Raw genomic sequence first — 26790 nt, 5'->3', positions numbered from 1 at the left:
CTGGGCGCAATGCCCTCGCTGAAGGAAGGACCGCATGGAAAACAGCCGTCCCGTCGGGCCGGTGTCCGGCACCGAGGTCCCGCGCTACGCCGGGCCCGCGACCTTCGCCCGCCTGCCCCGCACCGACCAGGTCGCCAAGGCCGACCTCGCCGTCATCGGCGCGCCGTTCGACAGCGGCGTGAGCTACCGCCCGGGGGCGCGGTTCGGCCCCTCCCACATCCGTCAGTCCTCTCGGCTGCTGCGGCCGTACAACCCGGCCTTGGAACGTTCCCCGTTCGGGATCGTGCAGGTCGCCGACGCCGGCGACATGGTCATCAACCCGTTCGACATCACGGACGCCGTCGGGCAGATCCAGGAGCAGGCCGGGGCGCTGACCGGTGCGGGCACGCGCCTGGTGACCCTCGGCGGGGACCACACGGTCGCGCTGCCCCTGCTGCGTGACCTGCACCGCCACCACGGCGAGCTCGCGGTGCTGCACTTCGACGCGCATCTCGACACCTGGGACACCTACTTCGGCCAGCCACTCACCCACGGCACTCCGTTCCGGCGGGCGTCCGAGGAGGGCCTGCTGGACCCCGAGGGCTGCCTGCACGTCGGCATCCGCGGGCCCGTGTACGCGGAGGAGGACCTCACCGACGACGCCCGGCTCGGTTTCCAGCAGCTGACCAGCCGCCAGTTCGCCTATGAGCGGCTCGACTCGCTGATCGAGGTCATGCTGCGGCGGCTCGGCGACCGCCCGATCTACGTCTCGGTGGACATCGACGTCCTCGACCCGGCGCACGCGCCCGGCACCGGGACTCCGGAGGCGGGCGGCCTGACCAGCCGCGAGCTGCTGGAGATGCTGCGCGCCCTCGACGGGCGCAACGTGGTGGGCGCGGACGTCGTCGAGGTGGCGCCCGCCTACGACCACGCGGAGCTGACCGGCATCGCGGCCAGCCACGTCACCTATGAACTGCTCACCGTGATGGCCGGCGGTGAGCGCGTCAGCGACCCCGCTCCGGCCCATTGACCTCGACATCGTGGCCGGCGTACACGGGTTCGCCGGCCACGAACGTGGCCGCCACCGGCGCGCCGGCCTGGCGTTCGAGCCCCTCCGGCCGCCGAGGGTCGGTGTCGAGCACCGCGAAGTCCGCCGGGGCGCCCGGCCACAGCGTGCCGGCCGCGCCGCTTCCCGGCCGCACCGACGCCGATCCCCGCGTGTACAGGCGCAGCGCCTGCACCGGAGTGAGCCGCTCCTGTCCACCGAGCATCTCCCCCTCCCGGGAGCGCCGCGTAACGCAGCTCCACATGCCTTGCCAGGGGTCGGGGCCCGCGCAGGGGTAGTCCGAGGAACCGCCCACCGGGACACCTGCCTCGATGAGGGTCCGGTGCCGGATGAGCCCTCCCATCCGGTCGCGCCCGTAGGTGTCCGCGAGCCGCTCTCCGTGCTCGCGGACGTACGAGCCGAACGGTACGACGCCCCAGCCGTGGCGCCGGATGGCGGGCACCTGGTCGTCGCGGACGACGCTGCCGTGCTCGATCCGCCCCCGCAGCCCCGTCCGCTCCGACGCGCCGAGCAGCGCGTCGATCGCCGCGTCGCCGTTGGCGTGCACGGCGAGGAGCAGCCCGAGCGAGGCGGCCAGGCGCAACTCCCGCGCGACGTCGTCGGCGGTGCGCAGCTGTTGCGGGTCGCCGTCCGGCACGGGCTCGGTAAGCAGGCACGTCCCGCCGTTGAGCGCGCCGTCGACGAACGACTTCAGCCCGATCAGTCTCAGGCGAGGCCCGCCGCGCGCGGCCAGGCGGCGCGCCAGGTCTGGATCGCCGACCGGCGCCAGTGCGAAGTAACGCGGCGAGCCGCCCTCGGCCTGGATCCGTTCGAGGAGGTCCCATCCGCTCTCTCCGCACAGGGCCTCGGTCAGCGCGGTGACGCCGCGGCTCAGGTAGTCATGCTGGATCCGTCGCAGCGCCGACAGCCGGTCCTCGAAACCGGCCAGGGCGACGCGGCCGGGGTCGCGGGCGAGGGCGGGTTCCATGATGTCGAACATCGCCTGTTCGAAGACCCGGCCGGTGGCCAGTCCGCCGGGACCGGACTCCACCCAGCCGTTCGCCGGCACCGCCGTCTCGATCACCGCGCCGGACTCGTCGGCGAAGCCCATGCGGACCAGGCCCGCCGTGTTGGCGTACCCCCAGTGGCCGTTCGCGTGCACGATCACCAGCGGGCCGGCCGGGCAGAGGCGGTCGAGCAGGTGCCGGTCCACCGGGGCGCCGCCGCACCGCTCCTCCAGCCAGCCCACGAGCTTCACCCATCCGTTGCTGCGCCCGGCCCGGCCCACCGCGGCGGCCACCTGCCGTGGCTCGCGCTGGTCCTGCGGTGACAGGCTGACGTGGCACAGCTCGTCGGCGGCGATCGTGGGATGGCAGTGCGCGTCCTCCAGCCCGGGCACGACCCAGCGGCCGCCCAGGTCCACCACGCCCGCGTCCGGCCAGGCGCCGGACAGATCCTCGTACGTGCCGACCGCAGCCACCTTGCCGCCCGCCACGGCGAGCGCGTCCACGGGGCGGCCCTCCCACCCGGCCTCCGGCAGCACGGCGCGGGCCCGGACCAGGCTTACCCGCTCTTGGGGATCAGCCATGCGTTGCTCGCAGAGAACCGCAGGCCGACCGTGTCCCCCACGGCGGGTGTCGCGGTCAGGTCACCGGCCGTCCGCACGGTCACGTCGCGGCCGCTCTCCGTCGTGACGATCACCCGCTGCTCGGAACCGAGGTAGACGACCTCGCGGACGCGGCCCCGGCAGGCCGCCTCCTCGTCGTCGCCGGGCACGACCTTGACGTCCTCCGGCCGGAACATCACGCACTGCTCCTCGCCGGACGGGTTCCCCCCGCCGCCTAGCAAGCCCGGCAGCGGGATCCGGCAGTCCGGGGTCTCCAGGGCGGGGACGCCCTCCTGCGTGACGAGCTTGCCCTCGATCAGGTTGCTGTCGCCGAGGAACTCCGCGACGAACCGCGTCGCGGGCCGGCGGTAGAGCTCGTCGGGCGTGCCGACCTGCTCGATCCGGCCCTGGTCGAAGACGACCACACGGTCCGAGAGCGCCATCGCCTCCTCCTGGTCGTGGGTGACGAACAGGAACGTGATCCCGACCTCGCGGTGGACGCGCTTGATCTCCAGCTGAAGCCGCTGGCGCAGCTTCTTGTCGAGGGCGCTCAGGGGTTCGTCCATCAGCAGGATGGGCGGGTCGAACACGAGCGCCCTGGTCAGGGCGACGCGCTGCTGCTGGCCACCGGACAGCTCACGGGGGCGGCGCTTCTCGAAACCGGTGAGGTTCACCATCTCCAGGGCCGCGCGCACCCGCTCGCGGACCTGGTCCTTGGGGTACTTCCGTTCGACCAGCGGGAACGCGACGTTGTCCCAGACTGACATGTGCGGGAACAGCGCGTAGTTCTGGAAGACCATCCCGAGGTTGCGCTCATGCGGGGGCAGGTCGGCGATGTCCTGGCCGTGCATGACGATCTCACCAGCGGTCGGCGAGATGAAGCCGGCGATCATGTTCAGGGTCGTGGTCTTGCCGGAACCACTGGGACCGAGGAAGGTCACGAACTCGCCGCGGCCGATCTTGAGATCGACGCCGCTGACGGCCGCCGTGTCGGTGCCCGGGTACTGCTTGGTGACACCGCGCAGTTCCAGGGCGAGGTCGGTGTCCACTGCAACGGTCATCGCTTAGACCTTCCGTTGGCGCTGCTGGAGAAGAGGAACTTGGTCGAGATGAGGATGAGCACGGTGCTGACCAGGAGGATCAGGGTCGAGGCCGCGGCGATGGTCGGGTTGATGTCCCGCGTCACGCTGGAGTACATCTCGACCGGGAGCGTCCGCAGGCCCGGGCTGACGATGAAGAGCGAGACGACCACTTCGTCGAACGAGGTGACGAAGGCGAACAGCCCGCCGGCCATCATGCCCGGGGCGATCAGCGGCAGCGTCACGCGCAGGAACACCCGGTGCGGGCGGGCGCCCAGCAACTGGGCCGCGCGCTCCAGCTGGTGGTCCACCACGCGCAGCGCGCTGCCCACTGTGATCATCACGTACGGGACCGCGAGGACGCAGTGGGCGGCGACGAAACCGGGCACCGTGCCGATCAGTCCCCAGCGCAGGAACATCGCGTAGACCCCGATGCCCAGCACCACGACCGGGACGACCAGCGGGGCGATCCCCACCGTCTCCAGCACCCCGCGGCCCCGGAACCGCCCGCGGACCACGGCGAACGCGCCGAGCGTCCCGATCACCACCGAGATGACCATGACCAGGACGGCGATCATGAGGGACGATCGGAGCGCGTCGATCCAGACCGGGTTCTCGAAGAACTCCTGGTACCAGCGGAGCGAGTAGCCGGTCGGGGGGAAGGTCAGCGTGCGCTCGGAGGCGAAGCTCATCGGGATGACGACGAGCGGCGGCGCCGTCATCCAGATGCCCACGATGGCGGCCATGAGGTAGAGCCAGCGGGGCCGGCTCCGGGACTCCGTGGTGGTCATTGCTTGCCCCCCGTTCCGCCGAAGGCCTGCTGGACGTTGACGACCCGGCTCATGAGGCTCACGAAGATCAGGGTCAGCACGGCGAGCACCACGGCCATGGCGCCGCCGCTGGCCCAGTCGAGCCGCTCGGTGACCTGCCGGACGATCAGCTGGGACATCATCGAGTTCTGCGGCGAGCCGAGGATCACGGGCGTGATGTAGAAGCCGAGCGCGAGGATGAAGACGAGGACGCTGCCCGCGAAGAGGCCCGGCAGGCTCTGCGGGAAGTACACCCGCCAGAAGGCCCGCACCGGCGTCGCCCCCAGCGACTGGGCGGCCAGCAGGTCGGACCGCTCGATCTTCTGCAGGTTGTTGTAGAGCGGCAGCACCATGAAGGGCAGCAGGATCTGCGCCATGCCGATGACCACGCCCGTGGTGTTGCGGATCAGGTGCACCTGTTCCAGCCCGATCGCGGCCAGCACCGCCTTGATCGGTCCCGTGTCCTGCAACAGCACCAGCCAGGCGTACGTACGGACCATCAGGCTGGTCCAGAACGGCAGCAGCACCAGCACGAGAAGTGCCCGGCGCAGCCGCGGACCGGCCAGGGTCATGAGGTACGCGTACGGGTACGCGAACAAGAGGCACGCCGCGGTGCAGATGACCGCGACGAAGAACGTGCGGAACAGGATTGTGCGATAGGCAGGCGTACCGAGGAAGTCCCCGTAGCTCTGCATCGTCAGGGCGCCGTCCGCGTCGAGGAACGAGCGCCGCACCAGTTCCAGGACGGGGATGGCGAAGAATACGACGAGCAGGACGAGCAGGGGGATCGCCAGAGGGATCCCCCGTAGTCGCCGGGTCGTCTGCTGGGCGAGCTTCAGCATGCCGTGGTTCCCGCTCCTGTCGTGCTCGGTCGGCTATGAGAGGTGGGAGGACGCGGGTGCCGCATGCGGACGGCACCCGCGTTCATCGAGAGAGGGGTGGTCCCGATCAGCCGGATGCCCACTTCGTCCAGTCGGCGCTGACCTTGTCGAAGTTGTCCGCCCACCACTGCTGGTCCATGAAGCGGCCCTGTTCGCCCTGGCCGTCCTCGGTGGGGGAGAACTTCCGCGCGGTCTCGTCGAGTTCCGGCTTGGTGTCGGAGTTGACGACTCCGTAGGTGTACTTCTCGACGAACGCCTTCTGGCCGGCCGGCGCCGTCATCTCGTCGATCAGGCTCACGCCCAGGTCGATGTTCTTGGAGCCCTTCACGATCGCGAGGGAGTCGACGAGCATCAGGTTGTCCTTCCACACCGGCTCGTACGGGGCTCCCGCACGGACGGCGTCGAGGGCGCGCCCGCTCCAGGCGATCGACATCACGACCTCCTGGCTCTGCATCTGCTGGACCTGCTGCGCGCCCGTGTCGTAGAAGGCGATGTCGCCGCGGATCGCGTCGAGCTTCTTCAGCGCCCGGGCGGTGTCGAGAGGGTAGAGGTCGTCGAGGGCGACGCCGTCGGCGAGCAGCGCGACTTCCAGCGCGCCGCCCGGGGCATAGTTCCAGACGCCGCGCTTGCCGGGGTACTTCGCCGTGTCGAAGAAGTCCGCCCACGAGGTCGGCGGGTTGTCGCCGAACTTCGAGGAGTCGTACACCAGGACGTAGGACAGGATGTCGAACGGGATGCCGCAGTCGGTGGTCGCCTCGGCGGGCAGCTTCGACGTGTCGACCTTGTCCTTGATCTTCTCCAGCATGGTGCCGCACTGCGAGATCGCCCAGAACGGCTCCAGCGTGATCACGTCCCACTGGGTGTTGCCGGAGTCCACCTGCGCCTTCAGCTTGGCGTAGTCCGTCGGCCCGTCCGAGAGCGTGCGGACGCCGTTCTTCTCACCCCACGGTTTGACGATGAGGCTCTCCTGAGCCTCCTGGTAGCCGCCGCCCCAGGAGACGAAGGTGAGCTGCTTGTCTCCGCCACCGGCACCTGAACCGTTTCCGCCGCCGCACGCCGCCAGGAGCAGCGCGAGCACCGACGTGGCGGCCGCCACCGTGACGGGCCTTCTCGACCAACCCATGTTTCTTCCTACTGTTCGCTTGCCGATGGAACGCTCCAGGGGCGAGCGCCGAAGCGGCCCCTGTGCGTGTGCGGGTGGAGCGCCTCTCAGGCGCGGACGGGGCTCGGGATGGAGAAACGGAACTCGCAGGTCGCGTCGCCGCGCGACATCAGCTCGCCCCACTTCACCTCGATGTCCTCCCGGTACGCCTTGAACTGGGAGACGTGGAACTCGTAGTCGTAGATCTCCCCGTACCGGAGGCCGTCGAGGTCGCGCCAGGGCTGGACGAACGGGCAGAAGGTGCAGTCCTGCGACCACTCCACCGGGGTCAGGGTGCCCGCGTCGCGGTACTGCCAGACGTTCTCGTTGCCGCCGGAGTCGTACAGCTCCATCATGTTCACCAGGTCGAGGGAGAGCCCCTTGCTCAGGTGATCCAGGCGCATGGCGGCGCCGCGCTCCTCGCCGAAGCCCCGCACGGCCTCGCGGAACATCCGGTCGCCGTCGGCGCCGAAGGTCTCCTCGGCTTCACGGCCGAGGAAAACCAGCAGCGCTCCGCGATTCTCGCAGGTCGCCCTGACCAGCGCCAGGCCCTCCTCGCCGGAGAGCGGGACCCCGGGCCGCTCCTCCTCACCCGGCGACGGCGTCTGCCCCGCCTGCAAGATCAGCGAGTCGCCCCGCCAGTCGGCCCGCACGTCATCCGGCAGGCCCGCGGCGCGCATCAGGGCCGACATGAGCGACCGGTAGTGGATCGTCGCGAACGCCGGCACCCCGGAGGCCCGGTAGTGCTGGAGCTCCGGCGTGCTGTGCACTTCCAGCCGGAGCCCGGACTCGCCGACGCCGAGCTCACCCCACTTCTGGGCGTTGACCGACAGCAGTTCGGCCGTCCCCCAGAGCCGCACGATGTCAGGCAGGCCACCGTCGCCGCGGCCGGCGGCGGCAGCCGCTCGCCAGTCGAAGTAGCCGCGCAAGGCCCGCTCCACGGTGGCGAGGCCGGCCTCCTGCCGCGCCCTTGTGTAGGCCAGCCCGGCGTGCCGGATGATCCGCGCCTCGTGCGTCATGGTCGTGACCAGCGACGTCATCAAGTCGCTCGGTTCTTGGGACATCTCGTACCTCCAGTCGGACAAGTGCTCCGGCGGATGTCTACGATCGGTGACGTGAGGGGCCGGTGAATCGCTCTCGCTGGCACGGGGTTCGCCCTAGAGCGTGACTGATATCACTGCAGTGGTGCTGCAGATTGGGAACAAACATAGGTACCGATCCCGGAAAAGGTCAATCAAAACCTTGCTGAAGGTGTGAGGCTTTTACCTCAGCGTGACGAAGCGACCGCGCCTTCCGTGGCTCAGGCCTGCCGGGATCTCAGGGCGAGATAGAAGTCGACCTTGTCCGCCATCCGGCGCAGATCCCGCCCCGTGACCTGCTCGATCGTCTCCAGGCGGTACCGCAAGGTGTTCACGTGGATCCCGAGCGCCTCGGCGCTCGCCTGGTACGCGCAGTTGCGGTCGAGGAACTCCCGTAGCGTCGCCACCAGCTGGGACCCGTGCCGGGAGTCGTACTCCGCCAGCGGTCCCAGCACCAGGTCCTCGAACCCGTCGACGATCTCCTCGTCCAGGGCGAGCAGGACCTCGTGAGTGCCGAGGTGCTCGTACCTGGCGACGCGCTCGCGCCCGGCGCCGGTGGCGGCGAGCCGGGCGGCCCGCCGGGCGGCGGTCACGGCGCGCGGCAGGTCGGACTCCCCGTCGCGGGCGAGCGTCCAGCCGGCCTGCCCCTCCCGGTCGAGCTGGTGTTCCGCACACCGCAGCAGGCCCGCCACGGTCCCATCGCCGACCGCCGCTCCCGGCCGGAGGAGCACGACGCTCTCTCGTACGCCCGGAATGACCTCGACCTCGGCACCCTGCGCGGCCGATAGGACGGCGTCGAGCAGGCTGTCCGCGACCGGCCCGGGGACGGCGGGATAGGCGAGCACCGCCACGGCCGGGGCGGGCCCGCCCAGCAGCGAAGCCGCCGGGCCGCCGCTCTCGGCCTGGGCGAGCTGCTCGCGCAGGCGCGAGGCGGCGTGGCCGCGCCGTTCCCGGAGCCGGGCCAGCTCGCCCTGAAGGTAGGGCAGCGCGTTGTCCAGCACCCGGCGCTCCGCCGTCGTCAAGGCGGCGACCGGCCGCGCGTAGCCGAGGAAGCATCGGACGGGCTCGGTCTCGTCCACCCGCATCACGGTGACGGCGGTCGAGCCGGCGAGGACGGCCTGGACGGGGAAGGCGGCGGCCTGACGGCCTCGCTGCCAGGTCGCCGCGGCGGCGCCGGGAGGCGTGTCAGGCCCGGCCCAGACCACCTCAGGACCGTCCAGCACCCAGACGGCGCCCGCCAGCTGCGCGGCGAGGACGCGGACCAGCTCCGGCATGCCTCCGCCCGAGACCGCCGCGGCCAGCGCCTCGTGCTGCCGCACCTGCAGGCGCAGGTCGTGGCTCTCGGCGTTGGCGGCGGCATGGAAGGCGCGGGCGACCTCGATGAACGGCAGCTCGTGCGGCACCCACACCAGCGGAAGCCCCATGGACCGGCACGCCTCGCGCACATCGGCGGGCACGTCCGCACCGGGGGCCTCGACGCCGTAGCCGAGGGCCGCGGCGCCCGCCCGGTGCAGCGCCCGGACGAAGCGCTCGGCGTCGCCCTCGGCCTGCCGCCACAGGCCGATCGTCAGAATCAGCTCCCCGCCTCTGAGGTAGGCGCTCGGGTCGGCCATGTCCGTGGAGTGCACCCAGCTGATCGGGAGCGGGCGGCTGGGCGGCAGCACGAACCGCAGGCCAAGGCCCTCCATGGCCACGAGGTCGTGCAGATACACGCCCGTACTGTAGCAATCTACAATTTCGGCCCCCCGCTGCCGGAGGATCCGACGGTTGCCGGCCGGCGCACCGGTCCGGGGACACTGCACTATGGCCGTCAACGACATGCCGGTGCGGCTGCTGCGCTGCGAACGGATCCGCACCATGGCTCCGGCCGGCGCACCCCAGGTGGTGGACGCGCTGGCGGTCGCCGGTGAGCGAATCGTCGCCGCCGGGCCGCTGACCGAGCTGCGCGAGCGGTTCGCTGCGGCGCCGGAGGTCGACCTGGGCGGCGGCTGCGCGCTGCCGGGGTTCGTAGACGCGCACCTCCACCTGACGATGGCGGCCCGCGACGCCGTAGGCACCGATCTCTCCGCGGACGTGACCGCGTCCACGGACCGGCTGGCGGAGCGCCTTCGGGCCGCCGACGCGGCGCTGCCCCCGGGCGCGTGGCTGCGGGCCAGCCGGTACGACCACGTCCGGACCACCGGCGGGCGGGTCCTGAACCGGCACGACCTGGACCGCTGGGTGCCCGACCGGCCAGTCCTCGTCGTCCACGTGGGCGCCCACTGGGGCGTGGTCAACTCGGCGGCGCTGGCCGCCGCCGGCCTCACCGACGCGTCCCCCGATCCCCTGGGCGGCTCGCTCGGCCGCGACGGGTCCGGCCGGTTGAACGGCGTGCTGTACGAGCAGGCGCTGTTCGACCTGGCCTACCCGTCCCTCGCGCGCCGCCCGCCCGTGGTGCCGCCGCCGGGCGAGGAGGAACTGCTCGCCGGGTTGGAAGACGCCTCGGCCAAGTTCCTGGCGGCGGGGATCACCTCGGTCGGGGACGCGATGGTCGGCCCGGACGAGCTGCGGCTGCTGCAGACCGCCCGCGCCCGCGACCGGCTCCGGCAGCGGGTCACCGCCCTGATCACGTACCCGCACGCGGATCACCTGATCGCCGCCGGCGTCCAGGACGGGTTCGGGGACGACTGGCTGCGGCTGGGCGGGGTCAAGGCGTTCGTCGACGGCGCGGTGGCCGGGCTCACCTGCTGGCTGTCCGAGCCGTTCAACGGCACGGACGACCACGGCATGCCGGTCGTGACCCGGCAGGAGCTGACGGACCTCGCGGTGCGCGTGCACTCTGCCGGGCTGCGCCTGGCCGTGCACGCCAACGGCGACCGCGCCGTGTCACTGCTGCTGGACGCGATCGAGCACGCCCGCCGGCTCAGGCCGGACATCGCCACCCGCCACCGCATCGAGCACTGCTCCGTCGTCGACGAGGCCCTCGTGGCGCGGATCGCGGCGCTGGACCTCATCCCGGTCCCGTTCGCCGGCTACGTCGCCTTTCACGGGGACGCGCTCGTGGAGGCCTACGGCGAGGAACGTCTCGGACGGATGTTCGCGCACCGCCAGTTGCTGGATGCCGGCATCACCGTCGCCGGGTCGTCCGACTATCCGTGCGGGCCGTACGAGCCGCTGTCCGGGGTGAAGAGCTGCGCCACCCGGCGCACCCGAAAGGGCCGGGTGCTCGGCGAGCACCAGCGCATCAGCACCGGCGAGGCACTCGCCCTGTTCGGCACCGGCGCGGCGGCCGCGGCCGGGGAGGAGCGGCGCAAGGGCCGGCTCGCCCCCGGCTACCTCGCTGACCTGGTCGTGCTGGGCGCGGACCCGTTCCAAGTCCCGCCCGACGAGCTGGATCAGATCCCCGTCACGCAGACCTGGGTCGGCGGCGTCCCCGTGTGGACGACGTGAACGCCTCTATCCCCTTCCCTTCGAGCGATGGCGAGTTGTGACATGCCTTCTGACCTGACCAGTCCCGCTCTGCGTTTCCTCGACGCAGGCCCCGGCGGCACCGCTGCCCGGACCCTCGCCGGGCAGGGTGTCCGCCCGGAGGAACTCCTCGCCGTCGAGGTGTTCTACGACCCCGCCCAGCTCAACGCCGATCAGGCCCGCGAGTCTGTGCGGGAGCTGAACCCCGACGGCACGCTCCCGGTGTCGGCGATCCCGGCCTCCGTAGGGATGATCGGCGAGGGCCCGGTCCGGGTGCAGGCCACGGCCCTGCCCGCCGGCGCGACCGCCACCCACGAGCCGGGCGGGCGGTACGCGTCCGGAGCCTCGGCGGTCGCGACCCGGCTGCTCACGGCGCCGGAGGCCGGGGACATCGTCGCGCAGTCCCATGCCGTCCTCCAGGCCGTCAAGGAACTGCTCGCCGCGGAGGGCCTGGACCTCGACGACGTGGCGAAGTTCAACATCTTCTACTGCGGCGAAGGCACCCAGGAGGACTGGGCGGTCGCCGCGCGCGTCCGCGCCGGGTACTTCACCGAGCCCGGGCCGGCGACGACGGGCATCCCGGTCCCCCGGTTCGACGACCCGGACGTGCTGATCGCCATGCAGGTGCTGGCGCTGCGGGACGCCCGCCCGTCCCGGCGGCACTCCTGGCCGCACGGTCACTGGGACTGGCCGTTCCATCTGCCGTACAAGCACGGGAACCGCTCAGGCGGCATGTCATTCATCGGCGGGCAGGTCCCCCTCGACGAGCAGGCCCGCCCCCTGGACGTCGGCGACTTCCCCGCTCAGGTCCGCCGGTCGCTCGACTACATCGCGCGGGTACTGGACGAGCTCGACGTGCCGCGGTCGGCGGTGCGGCGGCTCACCGCCTTCGTGGCCGCCGATGCGGGCAGCGGGCCCGCCAAGCTGGCCGCACTCCGGTCGGAGGTCGGCGCGTTCTTCGGCGGCTCCTCCCCCGCGCTCGTGCCGGTGCCCCTCCCGGTGCTGGCATACCCCGACATGGACGTGGAGATCGAGGTTCAGGCCCTCATCGACTGAGACGCCGGTCAGAACGCCGGGGGCGTCATGGAGATGATCAGCACCGTGTCGTCCTCCAGCCCTTCGAACTTGTGAGGCAGCCGGGCGACGTAGGAGAGCGAGTCGCCCGCGCGCAGCGTCATCTCCTCGGAGCCCACCTTGATCCGGGCGGCCCCCTGCTTGACGACCAGGCATTCCTCTCCCGCGTGGGACAGGGCGTGGTTGAAACTGCCCGACTCGGCGCTCAGGTGCATCTCGATCATCTGCAGGTTGCGCAGCCGCCCCGACGAAAGCAGTTCGTAGGACACGCCGCTGTCCGGCGGGCGGATGACGTTGCGCGCGCCCTCCCGGATCAGCGCCGGCCGGTCGGCCGGGGAGCCGAACAGGTCGAACATCGCGATGTTGAGCACCTGGGTGATGCTGTGGAGCGTGGCCAGCGAGGGGGTGACCTTTCCGCGCTCGACCTGGCTGAGCAGGCTCGGGCTGATCCCGCATTCGGCGGACACGACGTCCAGGGACAGGTTGCGGGACGCTCTCGCCTCGCGGAGCCGCCGTCCTATCTCCACGACGTCCAGTGGCTCTGCGGTCTCGTTCGACATGCATTTCTCCTCTGGGCAGGCCGCTGGTGAAGGGGGAAGCGGCCCGAGCGCGACCACCGCCAGAATATCGCTCCAGGCACCGAGTTGCAGCAGGACTGCAAAGTCTGCAGTGAGAACATCCGAGAGCGTGCAGACCGACGCCTATCGCCGGCCGCCTCTCACGATCCCACGGCGGAGCGCATGGAGGATCACCCCTATTGTGCGCTCAACGGGTCAGTCCAGCACGCGGCCGAGGAAGCCGCGCATGTAGCCTGCGACGACGTCCAGGTGGCTCTCCAGCAGGAAGTGGCCGCCGTTGATCAAGTGCACCTCCGTGTCCTTGGCGTCGCGGGCGAAGGCGAGGGCGCCCGCCGGGCCGAAGATTTCGTCGTTGCGGCCCCACACGGCGAGCACCGGGACCTCACTGTTGCGCAGGTATTCGTGCAGCAGCGGGTAGAGCGGGCGGTTGTTCTGGTAGTCGCGGAACAGCGCCAGCTGGATCTGGTCGTTGCCCTGGCGGGAGATGAGGGCGTGGTCGTGTTCCCAGGTGTCCGGGCTGATCAGGCCGGGGTCGGGCACGCCGTGCACGTACTGCCAGCGGATGGCGTCGGCGCTCAGCGCGGCGCGGACGGCAGGTTGGGTGTCGGGGCCGGGGTTCGCGCCGTAGGCCCAGAGACCCGCCCAGAACGATTCGACGAAGCCGTCCTCGTAGCCGTTGCCGTTCTGGGTGACGAGGACGGAGATCCGTTCGGGGTGCTTGCCATCCGATGGGGGCACCGTAGTCGTGGACGTAGAGGGCGTAGCGGTCCAGGCCCAGGTGGTCGAGGAGGCCGGAGGTGAGGTCGGTGAGGGCGTCGAAGATGTACGTGAACTCGTCCGCGGAGGGGGTGGCGCAGCGGCAGAAGCCGAGGTGGTCCGGTGGTGTGCGGCGTGCATGGCTCACCCCTCTGGTGCAGGGAACGGTTCACGTTCCCCGGGCAGGGCTGTCTAACCTGCCAGCGGACTGGTGTTGGCCTGGACGGGGAGCAGGTCGACGCCGATTTCGGGCATTCGGCACTTGCACTACAAAGGCTGATTTTTGGACGACATTTCTTGGTCTCACGTAGCTGCGAAATCCAGCATTTTCCGCGCCGGCTGTAGCCCAAGTCGAGGGCGCTATGGGGATATTTCGGATATGGAACAATCTCCGGCATGCGCAACCGGAACTTGCTTCTCGCCGCGATTCTCACGCTCGCCGTGGGAGGGTGCGGCGTGTTACCCGCGCACGAAGCCTCGGCGCCGTCCCCTTCCGCGCCCCCGGCGCCGAGTGCGCCGGCCACCAGCGCCCCGGCCGTCGCCACACCTTCCAGCGCAGCGCCTTCCAGCACGGAGCCTTCCAGCACGGAGTCTTCAAGCACGGAGTCTTCAAGCACGGCGCCCTCTGCCGGGTCGGCCCTCGCCGAGTCCCGCAGCACCATGACGGAGAGCCTCAAGCTGGAGGTCGTCGGGCTCAATCGCGTCAAGGGCAAGCACCTGGTCGTGCAGATCCGCCTGTCCAACACCGGCGCGAAACCCCTGTCCTGGGCCGGCGAGATGGGCGACCTCACCCGCCCGCTCGGCCAGATCAGGTGGGCCTCCGGCATCGGCGTCCTCGACGAGGCGGCCCATACGCTGCTGCTGCCGTACCAGCCGGAGGGCTCCCCGTGCCTGTGCAGCGATCATCGGCGCGACGGGCTCGACTATTTCATCGCCCCCGGCAGGTCGATCACCGTGTACGGGGTGTTGCCCGCCCCTTCCGGCAACCCCGCCACGGCCACCGTCGTGACCCCGGTCGGCCCGCCCATGCCGGACGTGCCCATCAGCGACGAGCCGCCGGCCGGCGACTTCCCCGACCCCGACGCCGAGCCCGTCACCCTGGTCACCCGGCGGGTCATCCTGCCCTCGGAGTCCCTGAACAAGTCGGACGAGACCACCGACGACGGCACCGACCTGCGGGTCAACCTCTCCTCGGACGTGCTGTTCGCCGTGGACAAGGCCACGCTCACGGGTAAGGCGAAGGCCGTCCTCACCCGTACGGCCAAGCTCATCGACGCCTCGCCCGCCACCACGGTGCGGATCGACGGTCACGCCGACTCCTCGGGCACCCATGCCATCAACGATCCGCTCTCGAAGCGCCGCGCCCTGGCGGTGGAGCGCGCGCTGGCGAGACTGGTGACACGCGAGGGCGTGCGCTTCCAGTCACGGGGCTACGGCTCGCGCCGCCCCCTGTACGACAACCGCACCGATGAGGGCAAGCGCCGCAACCGCCGGGTGACGGTCACCTTCGCCAAGCCGAAGCCCCAGCCCCAGCCTGCCGCTCCGGCCAGTGAGCCCGCACGGACGGCGGTTCCCGAGCCCGGCCGGCTCAGGGCGACCGGCGCGGCCCAGGGCCAGCCGATCGCGCTGGAGGTCACCGGGCTGCGCCGGCTGCGGGGCGGCCTGGGCCTGCTGACGTACACGGTCACCAACGAGGGCTCGGCCGAGACCTGGTACCACGACCTGGCCCACGGGCAGAACTGGGAGGGCCTCAACGCCCGGGCCGCCAAGAACGTCCGGCTGACGGACGCCGGCGCGGGCCGCGTGTATCTGCCCGGCCGCTTGCAGGTGCCCGCCGGGGACCGCGTGCGCCACTACTGCGCCTGCACCGACCTCTCCGGCGTCCGCCTCAGTACGGCGAAGTACGCTCCGGGCCAGACCCGTACGTTCTGGAGCCTGTTCGCGCTTCCCGACGACGCCCAGACCTTTCAGGTCCGCATCGCCTCGTTCCCTTCCTTCGACGTCCCCGTCGGGTGACCAACATGGACGACAAACGGACAACACGATTTATCGGGAAAGTGACGTTCCGTTATCAGCCTAGAGATTACGTCCGGGCGCATACCGCAATTCGCCGCAAATATCCCGCCATGACGGTGCCGGCGTTTCCGCGAGTCAGGGCCGTACGTGCAGCCGGAATCCCGAGCGGCCCACGGGCTCCAGCCCTTCCTTCAACTCCAGCGACGGGATCTCATAGTCGCCGTAATTCTGCCGCCGGAACGCGATCGGCTCAGTCGACTCCAAGCTCAGCAGCCGCCGCTCCCAGGCCTTCGCGATGTCCGGGAAGTCGATGACCCTGTCCGCGCCGTACAGCACGAAAGGCGGCAGCACCTCCAGCCCCGGGTAGTACAGGATCCCGTGCTGGATGGGGAAGAGCAGGTCGTCGGCCGGGCCGTTGATGCCGCGCTCGGCGTAGTGCGACTCCCGGCCGCCGACGGTGATCGACAGCATCGCCCGCCTGCCCGCCAGGGTGCCCTCGCCGAACCGCTCCCCGTACTTGACGTCGCTGTGCTCGCCGACGCCGTAGGCGAAGTGGTACGTGAAGACCCGGTCGAACCAGCCCTTGAGGATCGCCGGCATCGTGTACCACCACAGCGGGAACTGGAAGATGACCGTGTCCGCCCAGAGCAGCTTCTCCTGCTCGGCGCGGACGTCCGGGGTGAGGGTCCCGGTGTCGAAGGCCCGCCCCGAGTCGGCGGGGACGCGCAGCGGGTTCGACGCGGACGGGCCGAAGTCCCCGGCGTCCACGGCGGCCTTCCACCCCATCGCGTAGAGGTCGCTGACGCGCACCGCGTGTCCCGCCTTCTCCAGCGTGGCCACCGCCAGGTCTTTCAGCGAGCCGTTGAGCGAACGCGGCTCCGGGTGGGCATAGACGATCAGCGTGTTCATGCGGGCTCCTTCGGATCGGATGCCTCGATCCTCCGCATCTCCGGGACCGGCGTTCAGGGCCGCCGCTTCCTGGGAACGGCAGGGCCACCCTCGCCGCCTGTGCCCGGGTGATACTGGGACGATGGACGATCTCGCCGGCTTCCTGCGCACCCGCCGCTCCCGGGTCGACCCGGCCCGGGCGGGCATCCCGGTCGACAGCCGCCGCCGGGTCCAAGGGCTGCGCCGCGAAGAGGTCGCGCACCTGTCCGGAGTGAGCGTCGACTACTACGTACGCCTCGAACAGGGCCGCGCCACGCAGCCCTCGGAGCAGGTGCTCGACGCGCTCGCCCGGGTCCTCGAACTGGACGGCACCGAGCGCGGCCACCTGCACCGGCTCGCCCGGCAGCGCCGCCGGAAGGCGAAGGCGCCCACCGGCCGGGTGCGCCCGGAGCTGCTGCGGGTCCTGGACCTGATCACCGGCGCGCCCGCGTTCATCGTCGACCACCGCCTCGACGCCGCCGCCGGCAACCGCCTCGCCGAACTGCTGTACGGCCGCCCCATGAAGGGCCTGAACACGGCCCGGCACATCTTCCTGGAGGAAGCCGAGCGCGGCCTGTACGCCGCCTGGGACCAGTGCACCCACGACGTCGTCGGCCACCTGCGCCTGGCGGCCGGCAAATACCCCGACGACCCGCGCCTGGCCTCGCTGATCGGGGAACTGGCGATGGGCAGCGAACGCTTCCGGCGCCTGTGGGCACGCGCGGACGTCCGGACCCGGACCCATGGGCGCAAGGCCTACCGTCATCCCCTGGTCGGGGAGCTGGAACTGCATCAGGAGAACTTCGCGCTGCCGGACGAGTCGGGCCTGGAACTGCTGGTGCTCTCCGCGACTCCCGGCAGCCCCTCCGAGGACGCCCTGCGGCTCTTGGCCGGCCTGGCCGCGGACGGCGACGTGCGTCCCCCGGCGAAAACGCGACCAGGCAGGGGCTCCCTCTGAGACTCGCCCGCCCTCGGAACCGCCGAACCCCTCTATTAGGAGAAAAACCGCAGGAGTCGCGGAGCCACCGGACCTGGGTCAGGATTTCAGGGCGCCGGTGATGGCCTGGACGGGGAGCAGGTTGACGCCGATTCCGGTCATCTCCGTACGTCCGACGTCGTGCAGGCGGGAGACCGCGTCGTCGGCGAGGACGAGACGGTAGTCGCGCTCGCTGGCCTCGACCAGCGTGGCCCGGGGGCAGTTGGGGAAGTTGCAGCCCGCCACGACGAGGGTGTCCACGCCCCAGCCGCGCAGCAGCTCGTCCAGCCGGGTGCGGTAGAAGGCTCCCCAGCGCGGCTTGAACAGCACGACCTCGCGCTCTCCCAAGGTCTGCGGCTCACCGGACAGCAGCAGCTCGGGGTCCAGGGCTGGGGCGCCGGGCGGCAGCAGTCCGGCGGGGACGGCGCTGCCCTCGCTGCCCGGCGCGACGATGGCGGCCCCGCCGGCGAGTAAGGTCCGGCGGACGAGGTCGGCGTCCCGGCCGCCGGGCTCGTACAGCCGGACGATGTGCACGATCGGCCGCCCGGCCGCGCGGAAGGCCCCCGCCAGCTCGCTGAGGGCGGGCAGAACCTCGGTGGTGCCCGGCACGCCGTAGGGCGCCTCGGACAGGAAGTCGTGCTGCACGTCGATGGTGATCAGCGCCGACGTGGCCCAGTTCGGGGTGAGGTGGGGGTCCTGCATGTCCGCTCCTTCCGCGATGGATGCGTACGAGATCATCGCATCGGCACTTCGATCGCCAGGCAGCCGCTCTCTACCGGATCTTCCGCACGTAGGTGTCGAGGAGCGATCCGTGGGGCTCGCGGCCGCACCGCCGGGCGGGTCAGAAGGAGAAGTCCCGGTTCTGGTCGCGGACGGTGACCCATTGCAGTTCACTGAACTCCTCGGCGGCGAACCCGAGCCCGAACCGGCCCCACCCGCTGTCCTTGACGCCGCCGAACGGCATCTGCGGCTCGTCGTTGACGGGCTGGTCGTTGACGTGCACGATGCCGGTCTCCAGCCGGGAGGCCAGCTTCAGCCCGTACTGGGGCGTGCCGGTGATGATCGAGGCGACCAGGCCCAGGTCGGAGGCGTTGGCGCGAGTGACCGCGTCCTCCGCCGAGTCGACGGCCTCCACCACCACGACCGGCCCGAACGTCTCGCCCTGGGCGATCTCGGCCTCGTCCGGCACGTCGGTCAGGACGGTGGCCGGGTAGCAGGGGGGCTGGGGCACGCCGCCGGCCAGGACGCGGGAGCCGAGCTCGACGGCCTCCTTGACCCGGCGGTCCAGCAGCGCCAGCGCCCATTCGTTGATCACCGGGCCGACCACGGTGGCGGGGTCGTGCGGGTCGCCGGTGGGCAGCGCCGCCACCTTGGCGGCGAAACGCTCGGTGAACTCGGCGGCGACGGGGCGTTCCACGTAGATGCGCCGGGCGCACATGCACACCTGGCCCTGGTGGATGAAGGCGCCGTAGGCGGCGGCGTCGACGGCGTAGGCGAGGTCGGCGTCCCGGGTGACGATGAGCGGGTTCTGGCCGCTGAGCTGGAGCACGACCCGCTTGAGGTGGCGGCCCGCCTTCTCGGCCAGGCGCCGGCCGGTGGGGGTGGAGCCGGTGAAGTTGATGCGTTTGACGATCGGGCTGGCCAGCATCGCGTCGGCCACTCCCCCGGCCTCGCCCGGGGCGTGGGTGACGACGTTGAGCGCGCCCGGCGGCAGCCCGGCCTCGTGCAGGATCTCCGCCCAGAGGGCGCCGCCGGTGTAGGGGGCGTCTTCGGAGGGTTTGAGCACCACGGTGTTGCCGAGGGCGAGCGGCCCGACGATGCCCCGGCCGGACAGGGTGAGGGAGGCGTTCCACGGGGCTATCGCGCCGACCACGCCCACCGGGCGGCGGACCGCCATCGCCTGGGTGCCCGCTATGTCGGACGGCAGCAGGCTGCCGGTGGGCTGGTAGGGGAGCTGGGCGGCCTGGCGGAGCAGCTTGACGGCGAAGCCGACCTGGACCTCGCCGAAGTGACGGCCGCACCCGGTCTCGGCGGCGAGGGCGTCGAGGACCTCGCCGTGCCGGGCCTCCAAGAGGTCGGCCGCGCGCAGGAAGACCTGCTGACGCCGCCAGGGCGGCAGCGCGGACCAGCCGGGGAACGCCTCGCCCGCGGCGGCGATCGCCCGCTCCGCGTCGTCGGCGCCGCCCGCGGCCACCTCGGCCAGCACCTCGCCGGACCAGGGCGAGTGGTCGGGATAGCAGCGGCCGGAGACGGCCGCCACCCACTCGCCGCCGATGAAGTGCCCGATGCGCGACTTACGCCAGTCGCGGGCCATGCGCCTTGGTCCTCTCGGTCGGAGTATTCAGATAGCTAGAACTTTAGGGCCATATGCTGACCATCGTGACCAAGAAGGCCGACACCCCGGCGTCTCACTCGGTGTCCCTGGAGCGGGGCCTGCGCATCCTGGACGCGTTCACCGGCGACCGCTCGGTGCTGGGGATCGCCGACGTGGCGCGGGCGGTGGGCCTGAACAAGAGCACCACGCACCGCTACGTGGCCACCCTGACCGCCCTGGGCTACCTGCAGCAGGACCAGGAGACGAAGAAGTACTTCCTCGGCCCGCGGGCGGTGGATCTCGGGTTCGCGGCGATCGACTCGATGGAGCTCACCCGCGTCACCGGGCCGCTGCTGCAGGCGCTGGCCGACGAGACCGGGTTCACGACCAGCGCGGGGGTGAGCGACGGCGCCGACGTCGTCTACGTGGACCGGCGGCGCAGCAGCCGGCGCAGCTCCCTGTCCATGGACCTCAACCTGCACGTCGGCTCCCGCCTGCCCGCCTACTGCACCTCGATGGGCAAGGTGCTGCTCGCCCACCGCGACCCGGCCGCGCTGCGGCAGATCCTCGACCGCACCGACCTGGCCCGCCGCGGCCCCAAGACGATCACCAACCGGGAGCAGCTGCTCGCCGTGCTGGCCAAGGTGCGCCAGAGCGGGCTGGCGGTCAACGACGAGGAGCTGGCCCCGGGCCTGCGGTCGTTCTCGGCACCGGTGCGCGACCGGTCCGGCGAGGTGGTGGCGGCGATCAACATCGCGGTGTACCTGACGCCCGCCCCGACCACCGTCGAGGCGCTGGCGGGGCGGGTGGAGGCGCCGCTGCGGAGCACCGCGGCGGAGATCTCCCGGCGGCTCGGGTTCCGGCCGCCGTCCTAGCCTGCGTTCCACTCTGTGAATTCACGTTCGAGCATCTGGAACAGCCTGTTGCACGGGTGACAGGCGAGCCGTACGGTCGGGGTCACCTTCACGCCGGAGCCCAGTCCTCCGGCCTTCTCTTCCGTAGAGCACCCCTCTCTGTCCTCGTACGGCGCTGCGCCGTGCCCTCGGGACACTGTTCGGCATAAGGAGTCCTCGCGTGAGCGACGCTTCCCTCGGCGGCATGAACCGCCGTTCCTTCCTCGGCGCGATCGGCCTCGGCGCCGCCGCCCTCGGCGGGGCGCCGCTGCTGAGCGCCTGCGGCGGCCTCAAGGGCGCCGGATCCTCGTCCTCGGACGTACTCAAGATCGGTTACGTCAGCCCGCAGACCGGCGCGCTGGCCGGCTTCGCCAGCGCCGACAACTTCGTGGTCAAGGAGGTCACCGAAGCGCTGCGGAACGGCTTCACCGCGGGCGGCAGGAAGCGCCGGATCGAGATCATCGTCAAGGACACCCAGTCCAACCCCAACCGGGCCACCGAGGTCACCCGTCAGCTCATCAACAGCGACAAGGTGGACATGATCGTCGGCTCCTCCACCCCGGACACCACCAACCCGGTGGCCGACCAGTGCGAGGCAAACGGCATCCCGAACGTCACCACGATCGCCCCCTGGGAGGCGTGGTGGAACGGCCGGGACAACAACGACGGCGAGGGCTTCAAGTACACGACGCTGTTCTTCTTCGGCATGAAGGAGTTCGCCGAGTGCTTCTTCCCGATGTGGGAGCGGATGGAGGTGGGCAACAAGAACGTCGCGGCGCTCTGGCCCAACGACACCGACGCCAACGCCTTCCGGCAGGGGCTCGGCCCGATGATCACCGAGGCCGGGTACGGGCTGGTGGACGGCGGCGCCTACCAGAACGGCATCTCGGACTTCAGCTCCCAGATCGCCGAGTTCAAGGCGTCGGAGGCCGAGCTGTTCACCTGCACGCCGATCCCGCCCGACTTCCAGACCTTCTGGAAGCAGGCCCAGCAGCAGGGGTTCAAGCCGAAGCTGGCCACGGTCGCCAAGGTCATGCTCTTCCCCTCCGAGGCCGAGGCGCTCGGGCAGCTCGCCAACAACATCGCCACCGACTTCTGGTGGAGCCCGGCTCATCCGTACCGATCCACGCTGGACGGCAAGACCGCGCAGCAGCTCGCCGACGACTTCGCCGCCACCGGCAAGCAGTGGACTCAGGCGCTCGGCTCGGTCTACTCGCTGTTCGAGATCGCCGTGCAGGCGTTCAAGGACGCGGACGACCCCAAGGACCGCGACGACGTGGCCGACAAGCTGCGCACCATGAAGATCAGCTGCATGAGCGGCGACCTGGACTTCACCACCGGCCCCAAGCCGGGCATCGCGCTGCAGCACCCGGTGGGCGGCCAGTGGCGTGAGGGCACCAAGTTCCCCTGGGACGTCGTCATCGTGGACAACACGCCGAACAAGGCCGTCCCCGTCGGGGGCGACCTGCTGCCGACCAACGCATGATGACCGCACCACTGCTGCGCCTGGAGAGCATCTCCAAGAGCTTCGGCCAGGTCACCGTCGCCAGGGATCTGACGCTCGCGCTGGATCCGGGCGAGGCGCTGGGGATCGTCGGGCCGAACGGGGCGGGCAAGTCCACCCTGTTCGCGATGATCTCCGGCGACCTGCGGCCGGACTCCGGCACGGTCTGGCTGGACGGGCGCGACGTCACCGGCGTCCCCCCGTACGCCCGCACCCGGGCCGGGATCGGCCGCACCTACCAGGTGCCGCGGCCGTTCACGCACCTCACCGTCTTCGAGAACGTGCTGGTCTGCGCCCACCAGGGCGCCGGGCTGCACGGCAGGCAGGCCTGGTCGCAGGCCATGGACGTGCTGGAACGCACCGGCCTGGCCGACCTGGCCAACACCCCGGCGGGGCGGCTCACGCTGCTGCAGCGCAAGCGGCTGGAGGTGGCCCGCGCGCTCGGCACCGGGCCGCGCCTGCTCCTGCTGGACGAGGTCGCCGGCGGGCTCACCGAGCCCGAGGTGGCCGAGCTGGTCGAGATGATCAAGCGGCTGCACTCCGGCGGGCTCGGCGTCGTCTGGATCGAGCACGTGGTGCACGCGCTCGTGAAGACCGTCGCCCGGATGGTCTGCCTGGCGGGCGGCGACGTGGTCGCCGACGGCGAGCCGGTCGCGGTCCTGTCCGACGCGAAGGTACGGGAGCTGTACCTCGGCGGCGGGCCCGGGCAGGAGGAGGGGTCGTGACGCTGCTGTCGATCCGCGGCCTCACCGTCCACCACGGTTTGCTGCGCGCCGTGGACGGGCTCAGCCTCGAGATGGAGCGCGGCGAGGTGCTGGCGATCATCGGGGCCAACGGCGCGGGCAAGTCCACGCTGCTGCGGGCCCTGGCCGGGCTCGACGCCCCCACCTCGGGGACCGTTCACCTCGCCGGCCGCGACATCACCCGCTTCCCCGCGCACCGGCGGGTCTCGGCGGGCATCGCGCTGGTGCCGGAGGGGCGGCGGCTGTTCCGCTCGCTCACCGTCGAGGAGAACCTGCTCACCGGCGCCTACCGCGGGCGGCCCGGCCCCTGGTCGCTGGAGGCCGTGTACGAGCTGTTCCCGTGGATGCCGGACCGGCGGCGGCAGAACGCGGCCCAGTTGTCCGGCGGCGAGCAGCAGTCGGTGGCCATCGGCCGGGCGCTGCTGTCCAACCCGGACCTGCTGCTCATCGACGAGCTGTCGCTGGGCCTGGCACCGGTGATCGTGCGCCGCATCTACGGGGCGCTGCGGGACATCGTGGCCGCCGGGACCACCGCGCTCATCGTCGAGCAGGACGTGTCGCAGGCGATGCGGGTGGCCGACCGGGTGAACTGCCTGCTGGAGGGCCGTTCGGTGCTGGCGGGGCGGCCCGCGGAGCTGAGCGCGGAGCAGGTCGAGCGCGCCTATTTCGGTATCCGGGACGGGGAAGACTGACATGCAATGGATCAACGCGGTGGTCCAGGGACTGCTGCTCGGCGGCCTGTACGCGCTGTTCGCGACCGGCCTGTCGCTGATGTTCGGCGTGATGCGGATCGTCAACCTCGCGCACGGGGACCTGGCCGTGGTCGCCTCGTTCCTGGCTCTCGCCCTGATCAGCGGCACCGGGCTGCCGCTCTGGGTGGTGATCGTGGTGACCGTGCCGCTCTTCGCGGTGCTCGGCTACCTGACCCAGCGGGTGCTGCTGCAGGGCAGCCTCTCGTCGGGGCCGCTGGCCACGCTGCTCGTCACGTTCGGGCTCTCGATCGTGCTGCAGAACGTACTCCTGGAGATCTTCTCCGCCGACACCCGCACCTTGGACGGCGGCGCGTTCGCCACCTCCTCGTTCCAGCTCGCCGGCTCCATCACGGTCGGCTGGCTGCCGCTGGTGACGTTCCTGCTGGCCTGCGCGGTGCTGGCCGGCATCCAGGTGTTCCTGTCGCGCACGGGGCTGGGCCGGATGCTGCGCGCCTCCTCCGACGACCGGGAGACGGCGAACCTGGTGGGCGCCGACAGCCGGCACGTGTACGGGGTGGCCACCGCCATCGCCTTCGCCACGGTGGCGCTGGCCGGGCTGATGTTCGCGATGCGCTCGTCCTTCGACCCGGCCACCGGCCCGTCCCGGCTGATCTTCGCGTTCGAGGCGGTCGTGATCGGCGGCCTCGGCTCGCTCTGGGGCACGCTGCTGGGCGGCATCGTGCTGGGCGTCACCCAGTCGCTCGGCGCGCAGATCGACCCGGCGATGACGCTGCTCGCCGGCCATCTCGTCTTCCTCGCCGTGCTGGCCTTCCGGCCGCAGGGCCTGCTCGCGGGACGGACCGCATGACCCTCTCCAACCTTCTGACCGAGCGGGCGGCCGCCAACGTGGACGTGCGCCGCGCCGCGCGCACCTCCAAGCTGTCCGGCGGTGCGCTCCTCGCCGCCGTGGTGCTGCTCGCGGCCCTGCCGTACGTGGTCTTCAGCGACGTCACCGACACGCTCGTGAACCTCTACGTCCTGGTGGCCCTGGCGAGCATGTGGAACCTGCTGGCCGGGTTCGGCGGCCTGGTCTCGGTGGGCCAGCAGGCCTTCGTCGGGATCGGCGCCTACAGCGTGATCGCGCTGGCCGACCTGGGCGTGCAGCCGTACCTGGCGGTGCCCCTGGCCGCGGTGACCTGCGTGGTGTTCGCGGTGCCGACGTCGTGGCTGGCGTTCCGGCTGCGCGGCGACTACTTCGCCGTCGGCACGTGGGTGATCGCCGAGGTCTACCGGCTGCTGGTGGTCCGCGTCGACGCGCTCGGCGGGGCCAGCGGCAAGGGCCTGGCCGGGCTGTCCGGCCTGGACCCGGTGCTGCGCGGCGCGCTGACCTACTGGGTGGCGCTGGCGCTCACGCTGGCCACCGTCGGCGGCTGCTACCTGCTGCTGCGCGGCCGGGTGGGGCTGTCGCTGATGGCGGTGCGCGACGAGGAGACCGCCGCGAGCGCCGCCGGGATCGACGTGACCCGGGCCAAGCGGATCGTGTACCTCGTGTCGGCGGCCGGGTGCGGCGCGGCGGGCGGGGTGATCACGGTCAGCTCGCTCAGCGTCAACCCGGACGCGATCTTCAACGTCCAGTGGTCCGCCTACATGATCTTCATCGTGGTGATCGGCGGCATCGGCTTCGTCGAGGGGCCGCTGCTGGGCGCGGTGGTCTTCTTCACGCTGCAGCAACTGCTGGCCGACTACGGCGCGTGGTACCTGGTGATCCTGGGCGCCGTCGGCATCGCCGTCGCACGGTGGCTGCCGGGCGGGCTGTGGGGGCTGGTGCGTGACCGGACCGGGCTGAGCCTCTTCCCGGTCGGCTATTACGTGAGGAGTTCAGGCCATGCACGTTGAGACGGCCACCGCGGCGTCGGCGGCCATCGCCCGGGGCGACCTGTCGCCGGTCGAGCTGACCGAGCGGCTGCTGGCCCGGGCCACCGCGACCGAGCCCGCGCTGCACGCCTACGCCACCATCACCGCCGAGGCCGCCCTCGCCCGGGCCCGGGCCCTCAGCGGCGAACCGGTCCGGGGCCCGCTGCACGGCATCCCGATCGGCATCAAGGACCTGATCGACACGGCCGGGGTGCTCACCTGCTACGGCTCTCCCCGCTTCGCCGGGCACGTGCCGGACCAGGACGCGGCGGCGGTGACCAGGCTGCTGGACGCCGGGGCGGTGATCCTCGGCAAGCACACCACCCATGAGCTGGCCTGGGGCGGCCGCACCGACAGCCCGTTCTTCGGCCCCACGCACAACCCGTACCGGCGCGGCCACATCCCCGGCGGCTCGTCCGGCGGGTCCGCCGCCTCGGTGGCCGCGGGCAGCTCGCTCGGCGGGCTCGGCTCCGACACCGCAGGCAGCGTCCGCATCCCCGCCGCGCTGAGCGGCTGCGTCGGCTTCAAGCCGACCCGCGGCCGGATCCCGCTGGACGGCGTGCTGCCGCTGGCCCCGTCGCTGGACCACCTCGGCGTCCTGGCCCGCACCGTGGACGACGCGGCCCTGCTCATGGACGCGCTCGCCGCCCCCGCCGCGGCCGAACCGCCGCGCCGGCTGCGGGTGGGCTGGCTGGGCGGCTGGTTCGGGGCGGTGCTCGCTCCGGAGGTACGGGCGACGCTCGACATCGTGCGGGCCCGGATGGAGGAGGCGGGCGTGGAGGTCGTGGACATCGCGATCCCCGACGAGCCGCTGATGCCGGAGGCGCCGCTGGCCCGGATCGTCCGCGAGGCCGGCGCCTTCCACCGGGCCGCCTTCCAGGAGCATCCGGAGCTGTTCGGCCCGGACATCGCCGAGCTGATGCGGCTCCCCGAGCCGAGCGCCGAGCAGGTGGAGCGGCAGGAGGCCGCGCTGGCCCGGACCGTCGCGGCGCTCCGGTCCGCGCTGGACGACTGCGACGTGCTGGCCTGCGCGACCGTGCCGGTGACCGCGCCGCCCATCGGCGCGGGCACCGTGACGATCGACGGCCGCGAATGGCCGATCGAGCTGGTGCTGACCCGGCTGACCGCACCGTTCAACGCGGCCGGGCTGCCGGTGGTCTCGGTGCCGGTGGGACTGGCCGGCGGCCTGCCGATCGGGCTGCAGCTCGCCGGGGGCGCGCTGCGCGACGCGACCGTGCTGGCGGCGGGCCGGCTCGTCGAGCGGCTCATCCCTCCCCTGCCGCGTCCCTCTGTCCCGCTCGACGGAAATCACCGATGATCTTCACACCCCTCCCTCT

The 26790-nt window shown here is 71.5% G+C and carries 24 protein-coding genes; 12 read left to right on the top strand and 12 right to left on the bottom strand.

The genetic code is table 11. The features are described from left to right. Window positions 1–34: 34 nt before the first annotated feature. Window positions 35–1009, top strand: coding sequence for an agmatinase (gene speB / locus AB0J42_RS20440; protein WP_364296572.1), 975 nt, complete (start codon window positions 35–37; stop codon window positions 1007–1009). Here speB and AB0J42_RS20435 read toward each other — a convergent pair. The 7 genes from AB0J42_RS20435 to AB0J42_RS20405 form a co-directional block, all read right to left on the bottom strand. Next, window positions 984–2612 (bottom strand): amidohydrolase family protein, encoded by a 1629-nt coding sequence (locus AB0J42_RS20435; protein WP_364296570.1) that lies wholly within the window; start codon window positions 2610–2612, stop codon window positions 984–986. The two genes, speB and AB0J42_RS20435, sit on opposite strands and share 26 nt — an antisense overlap. Next, a complete protein-coding gene (locus AB0J42_RS20430; RefSeq protein ID WP_364296568.1) occupies window positions 2588–3691 on the bottom strand; it encodes an ABC transporter ATP-binding protein in 1104 nt (367 codons plus the stop codon). The genes AB0J42_RS20435 and AB0J42_RS20430 overlap by 25 nt, the downstream gene beginning before the upstream one ends. Next, window positions 3688–4500, bottom strand: a complete 813-nt coding sequence (locus AB0J42_RS20425; RefSeq protein WP_364296566.1) for an ABC transporter permease — start codon at window positions 4498–4500, stop codon at window positions 3688–3690. Before AB0J42_RS20425 ends, AB0J42_RS20430 begins: the two co-directional genes overlap by 4 nt. Further along, window positions 4497–5360, bottom strand: a complete 864-nt coding sequence (locus tag AB0J42_RS20420; RefSeq protein WP_364296564.1) for an ABC transporter permease — start codon at window positions 5358–5360, stop codon at window positions 4497–4499. Before AB0J42_RS20420 ends, AB0J42_RS20425 begins: the two co-directional genes overlap by 4 nt. A 106-nt stretch (window positions 5361–5466) precedes the next feature. Continuing rightward, a complete protein-coding gene (locus AB0J42_RS20415) occupies window positions 5467–6522 on the bottom strand; it encodes an extracellular solute-binding protein (protein WP_364296562.1) in 1056 nt (351 codons plus the stop codon). Between the two features lie 86 nt (window positions 6523–6608). After that, window positions 6609–7580 carry an L-2-amino-thiazoline-4-carboxylic acid hydrolase gene (locus AB0J42_RS20410; RefSeq protein WP_364296560.1) on the bottom strand — a complete coding sequence of 324 codons (972 nt, stop codon included), beginning with the start codon at window positions 7578–7580 and terminating at the stop codon, window positions 6609–6611. A gap of 260 nt (window positions 7581–7840) precedes the next feature. Further along, window positions 7841–9331 carry a PucR family transcriptional regulator ligand-binding domain-containing protein gene (locus tag AB0J42_RS20405; protein ID WP_364296558.1) on the bottom strand — a complete coding sequence of 497 codons (1491 nt, stop codon included), beginning with the start codon at window positions 9329–9331 and terminating at the stop codon, window positions 7841–7843. Between the two features lie 91 nt (window positions 9332–9422). Between AB0J42_RS20405 and AB0J42_RS20400 the strand changes: the two genes are divergently transcribed. Both AB0J42_RS20400 and AB0J42_RS20395 read left to right on the top strand, forming a co-directional pair. Beyond that, on the top strand, window positions 9423–11048 hold the full coding sequence (locus AB0J42_RS20400) for an amidohydrolase (RefSeq protein WP_364296556.1): 1626 nt from the start codon (window positions 9423–9425) through the stop codon (window positions 11046–11048). Between the two features lie 42 nt (window positions 11049–11090). Further along, window positions 11091–12122, top strand: coding sequence for a RidA family protein (locus tag AB0J42_RS20395; RefSeq protein WP_364296554.1), 1032 nt, complete (start codon window positions 11091–11093; stop codon window positions 12120–12122). Window positions 12123–12130: 8 nt separating this feature from the next. Here AB0J42_RS20395 and AB0J42_RS20390 read toward each other — a convergent pair whose 3' ends face one another. Together AB0J42_RS20390 and AB0J42_RS20385 are read right to left on the bottom strand one after the other, a co-directional pair. After that, on the bottom strand, window positions 12131–12700 hold the full coding sequence (locus tag AB0J42_RS20390) for a helix-turn-helix domain-containing protein (protein ID WP_364296552.1): 570 nt from the start codon (window positions 12698–12700) through the stop codon (window positions 12131–12133). Between the two features lie 213 nt (window positions 12701–12913). After that, window positions 12914–13456 carry an alpha/beta hydrolase gene (locus AB0J42_RS20385; protein ID WP_364296550.1) on the bottom strand — a complete coding sequence of 181 codons (543 nt, stop codon included), beginning with the start codon at window positions 13454–13456 and terminating at the stop codon, window positions 12914–12916. A gap of 678 nt (window positions 13457–14134) precedes the next feature. Here AB0J42_RS20385 and AB0J42_RS20380 point away from each other — a divergent pair. Then, window positions 14135–15490: an OmpA family protein gene (locus AB0J42_RS20380; RefSeq protein ID WP_364296548.1), complete on the top strand. Its 1356-nt coding sequence runs from the start codon at window positions 14135–14137 to the stop codon at window positions 15488–15490. A gap of 135 nt (window positions 15491–15625) precedes the next feature. On the opposite strand, the gene AB0J42_RS20375 is transcribed toward AB0J42_RS20380, so the two are convergent. Further along, on the bottom strand, window positions 15626–16399 hold the full coding sequence (locus AB0J42_RS20375) for an NAD(P)H-dependent oxidoreductase (RefSeq protein ID WP_364296546.1): 774 nt from the start codon (window positions 16397–16399) through the stop codon (window positions 15626–15628). A 121-nt stretch (window positions 16400–16520) separates the two neighbouring features. Here AB0J42_RS20375 and AB0J42_RS20370 point away from each other — a divergent pair, with 121 nt between their 5' ends. Then, window positions 16521–17375, top strand: coding sequence for a helix-turn-helix transcriptional regulator (locus tag AB0J42_RS20370; RefSeq protein ID WP_364296544.1), 855 nt, complete (start codon window positions 16521–16523; stop codon window positions 17373–17375). A 78-nt stretch (window positions 17376–17453) separates the two neighbouring features. On the opposite strand, the gene AB0J42_RS20365 is transcribed toward AB0J42_RS20370, so the two are convergent. Together AB0J42_RS20365 and AB0J42_RS20360 are read right to left on the bottom strand one after the other, a co-directional pair. After that, window positions 17454–18095: an isochorismatase family cysteine hydrolase gene (locus AB0J42_RS20365; RefSeq protein WP_364296542.1), complete on the bottom strand. Its 642-nt coding sequence runs from the start codon at window positions 18093–18095 to the stop codon at window positions 17454–17456. 139 nt (window positions 18096–18234) lie between these two features. Beyond that, window positions 18235–19707 (bottom strand): aldehyde dehydrogenase family protein, encoded by a 1473-nt coding sequence (locus AB0J42_RS20360; RefSeq protein WP_364296540.1) that lies wholly within the window; start codon window positions 19705–19707, stop codon window positions 18235–18237. 65 nt (window positions 19708–19772) lie between these two features. On the opposite strand from AB0J42_RS20360, the gene AB0J42_RS20355 reads away from it, so the two are divergent. From AB0J42_RS20355 to AB0J42_RS20325, 7 genes are all read left to right on the top strand, one after another. Further along, window positions 19773–20582 (top strand): IclR family transcriptional regulator C-terminal domain-containing protein, encoded by an 810-nt coding sequence (locus tag AB0J42_RS20355; RefSeq protein WP_364296538.1) that lies wholly within the window; start codon window positions 19773–19775, stop codon window positions 20580–20582. Between the two features lie 199 nt (window positions 20583–20781). Continuing rightward, window positions 20782–22086 (top strand): ABC transporter substrate-binding protein, encoded by a 1305-nt coding sequence (locus AB0J42_RS20350; RefSeq protein WP_364296536.1) that lies wholly within the window; start codon window positions 20782–20784, stop codon window positions 22084–22086. Further along, the gene (locus tag AB0J42_RS20345; RefSeq protein ID WP_364296534.1) at window positions 22086–22829 is read left to right on the top strand and encodes an ABC transporter ATP-binding protein; all 744 of its coding nucleotides are present in this window, start codon (window positions 22086–22088) and stop codon (window positions 22827–22829) included. The genes AB0J42_RS20350 and AB0J42_RS20345 overlap by 1 nt, the downstream gene beginning before the upstream one ends. Further along, entirely contained in the window at window positions 22826–23539 is a 714-nt protein-coding gene (locus AB0J42_RS20340; protein ID WP_364296532.1) for an ABC transporter ATP-binding protein, read from the top strand. Before AB0J42_RS20345 ends, AB0J42_RS20340 begins: the two co-directional genes overlap by 4 nt. 1 nt (window position 23540) lies before the next feature. After that, a complete protein-coding gene (locus tag AB0J42_RS20335) occupies window positions 23541–24407 on the top strand; it encodes a branched-chain amino acid ABC transporter permease (protein WP_364296530.1) in 867 nt (288 codons plus the stop codon). Then, on the top strand, window positions 24404–25435 hold the full coding sequence (locus AB0J42_RS20330) for a branched-chain amino acid ABC transporter permease (RefSeq protein WP_364296528.1): 1032 nt from the start codon (window positions 24404–24406) through the stop codon (window positions 25433–25435). Before AB0J42_RS20335 ends, AB0J42_RS20330 begins: the two co-directional genes overlap by 4 nt. Then, the gene (locus tag AB0J42_RS20325) at window positions 25425–26771 is read left to right on the top strand and encodes an amidase (protein ID WP_364296526.1); all 1347 of its coding nucleotides are present in this window, start codon (window positions 25425–25427) and stop codon (window positions 26769–26771) included. The genes AB0J42_RS20330 and AB0J42_RS20325 overlap by 11 nt, the downstream gene beginning before the upstream one ends. Window positions 26772–26790 lie beyond the last annotated feature (19 nt).

The sequence above is a fragment of the Nonomuraea sp. NPDC049649 genome (genome assembly GCF_040675175.1).
In the GTDB taxonomy this organism is placed as follows: domain Bacteria; phylum Actinomycetota; class Actinomycetes; order Streptosporangiales; family Streptosporangiaceae; genus Nonomuraea.
This window is presented reverse-complemented; position numbering and strand designations above follow the sequence as displayed.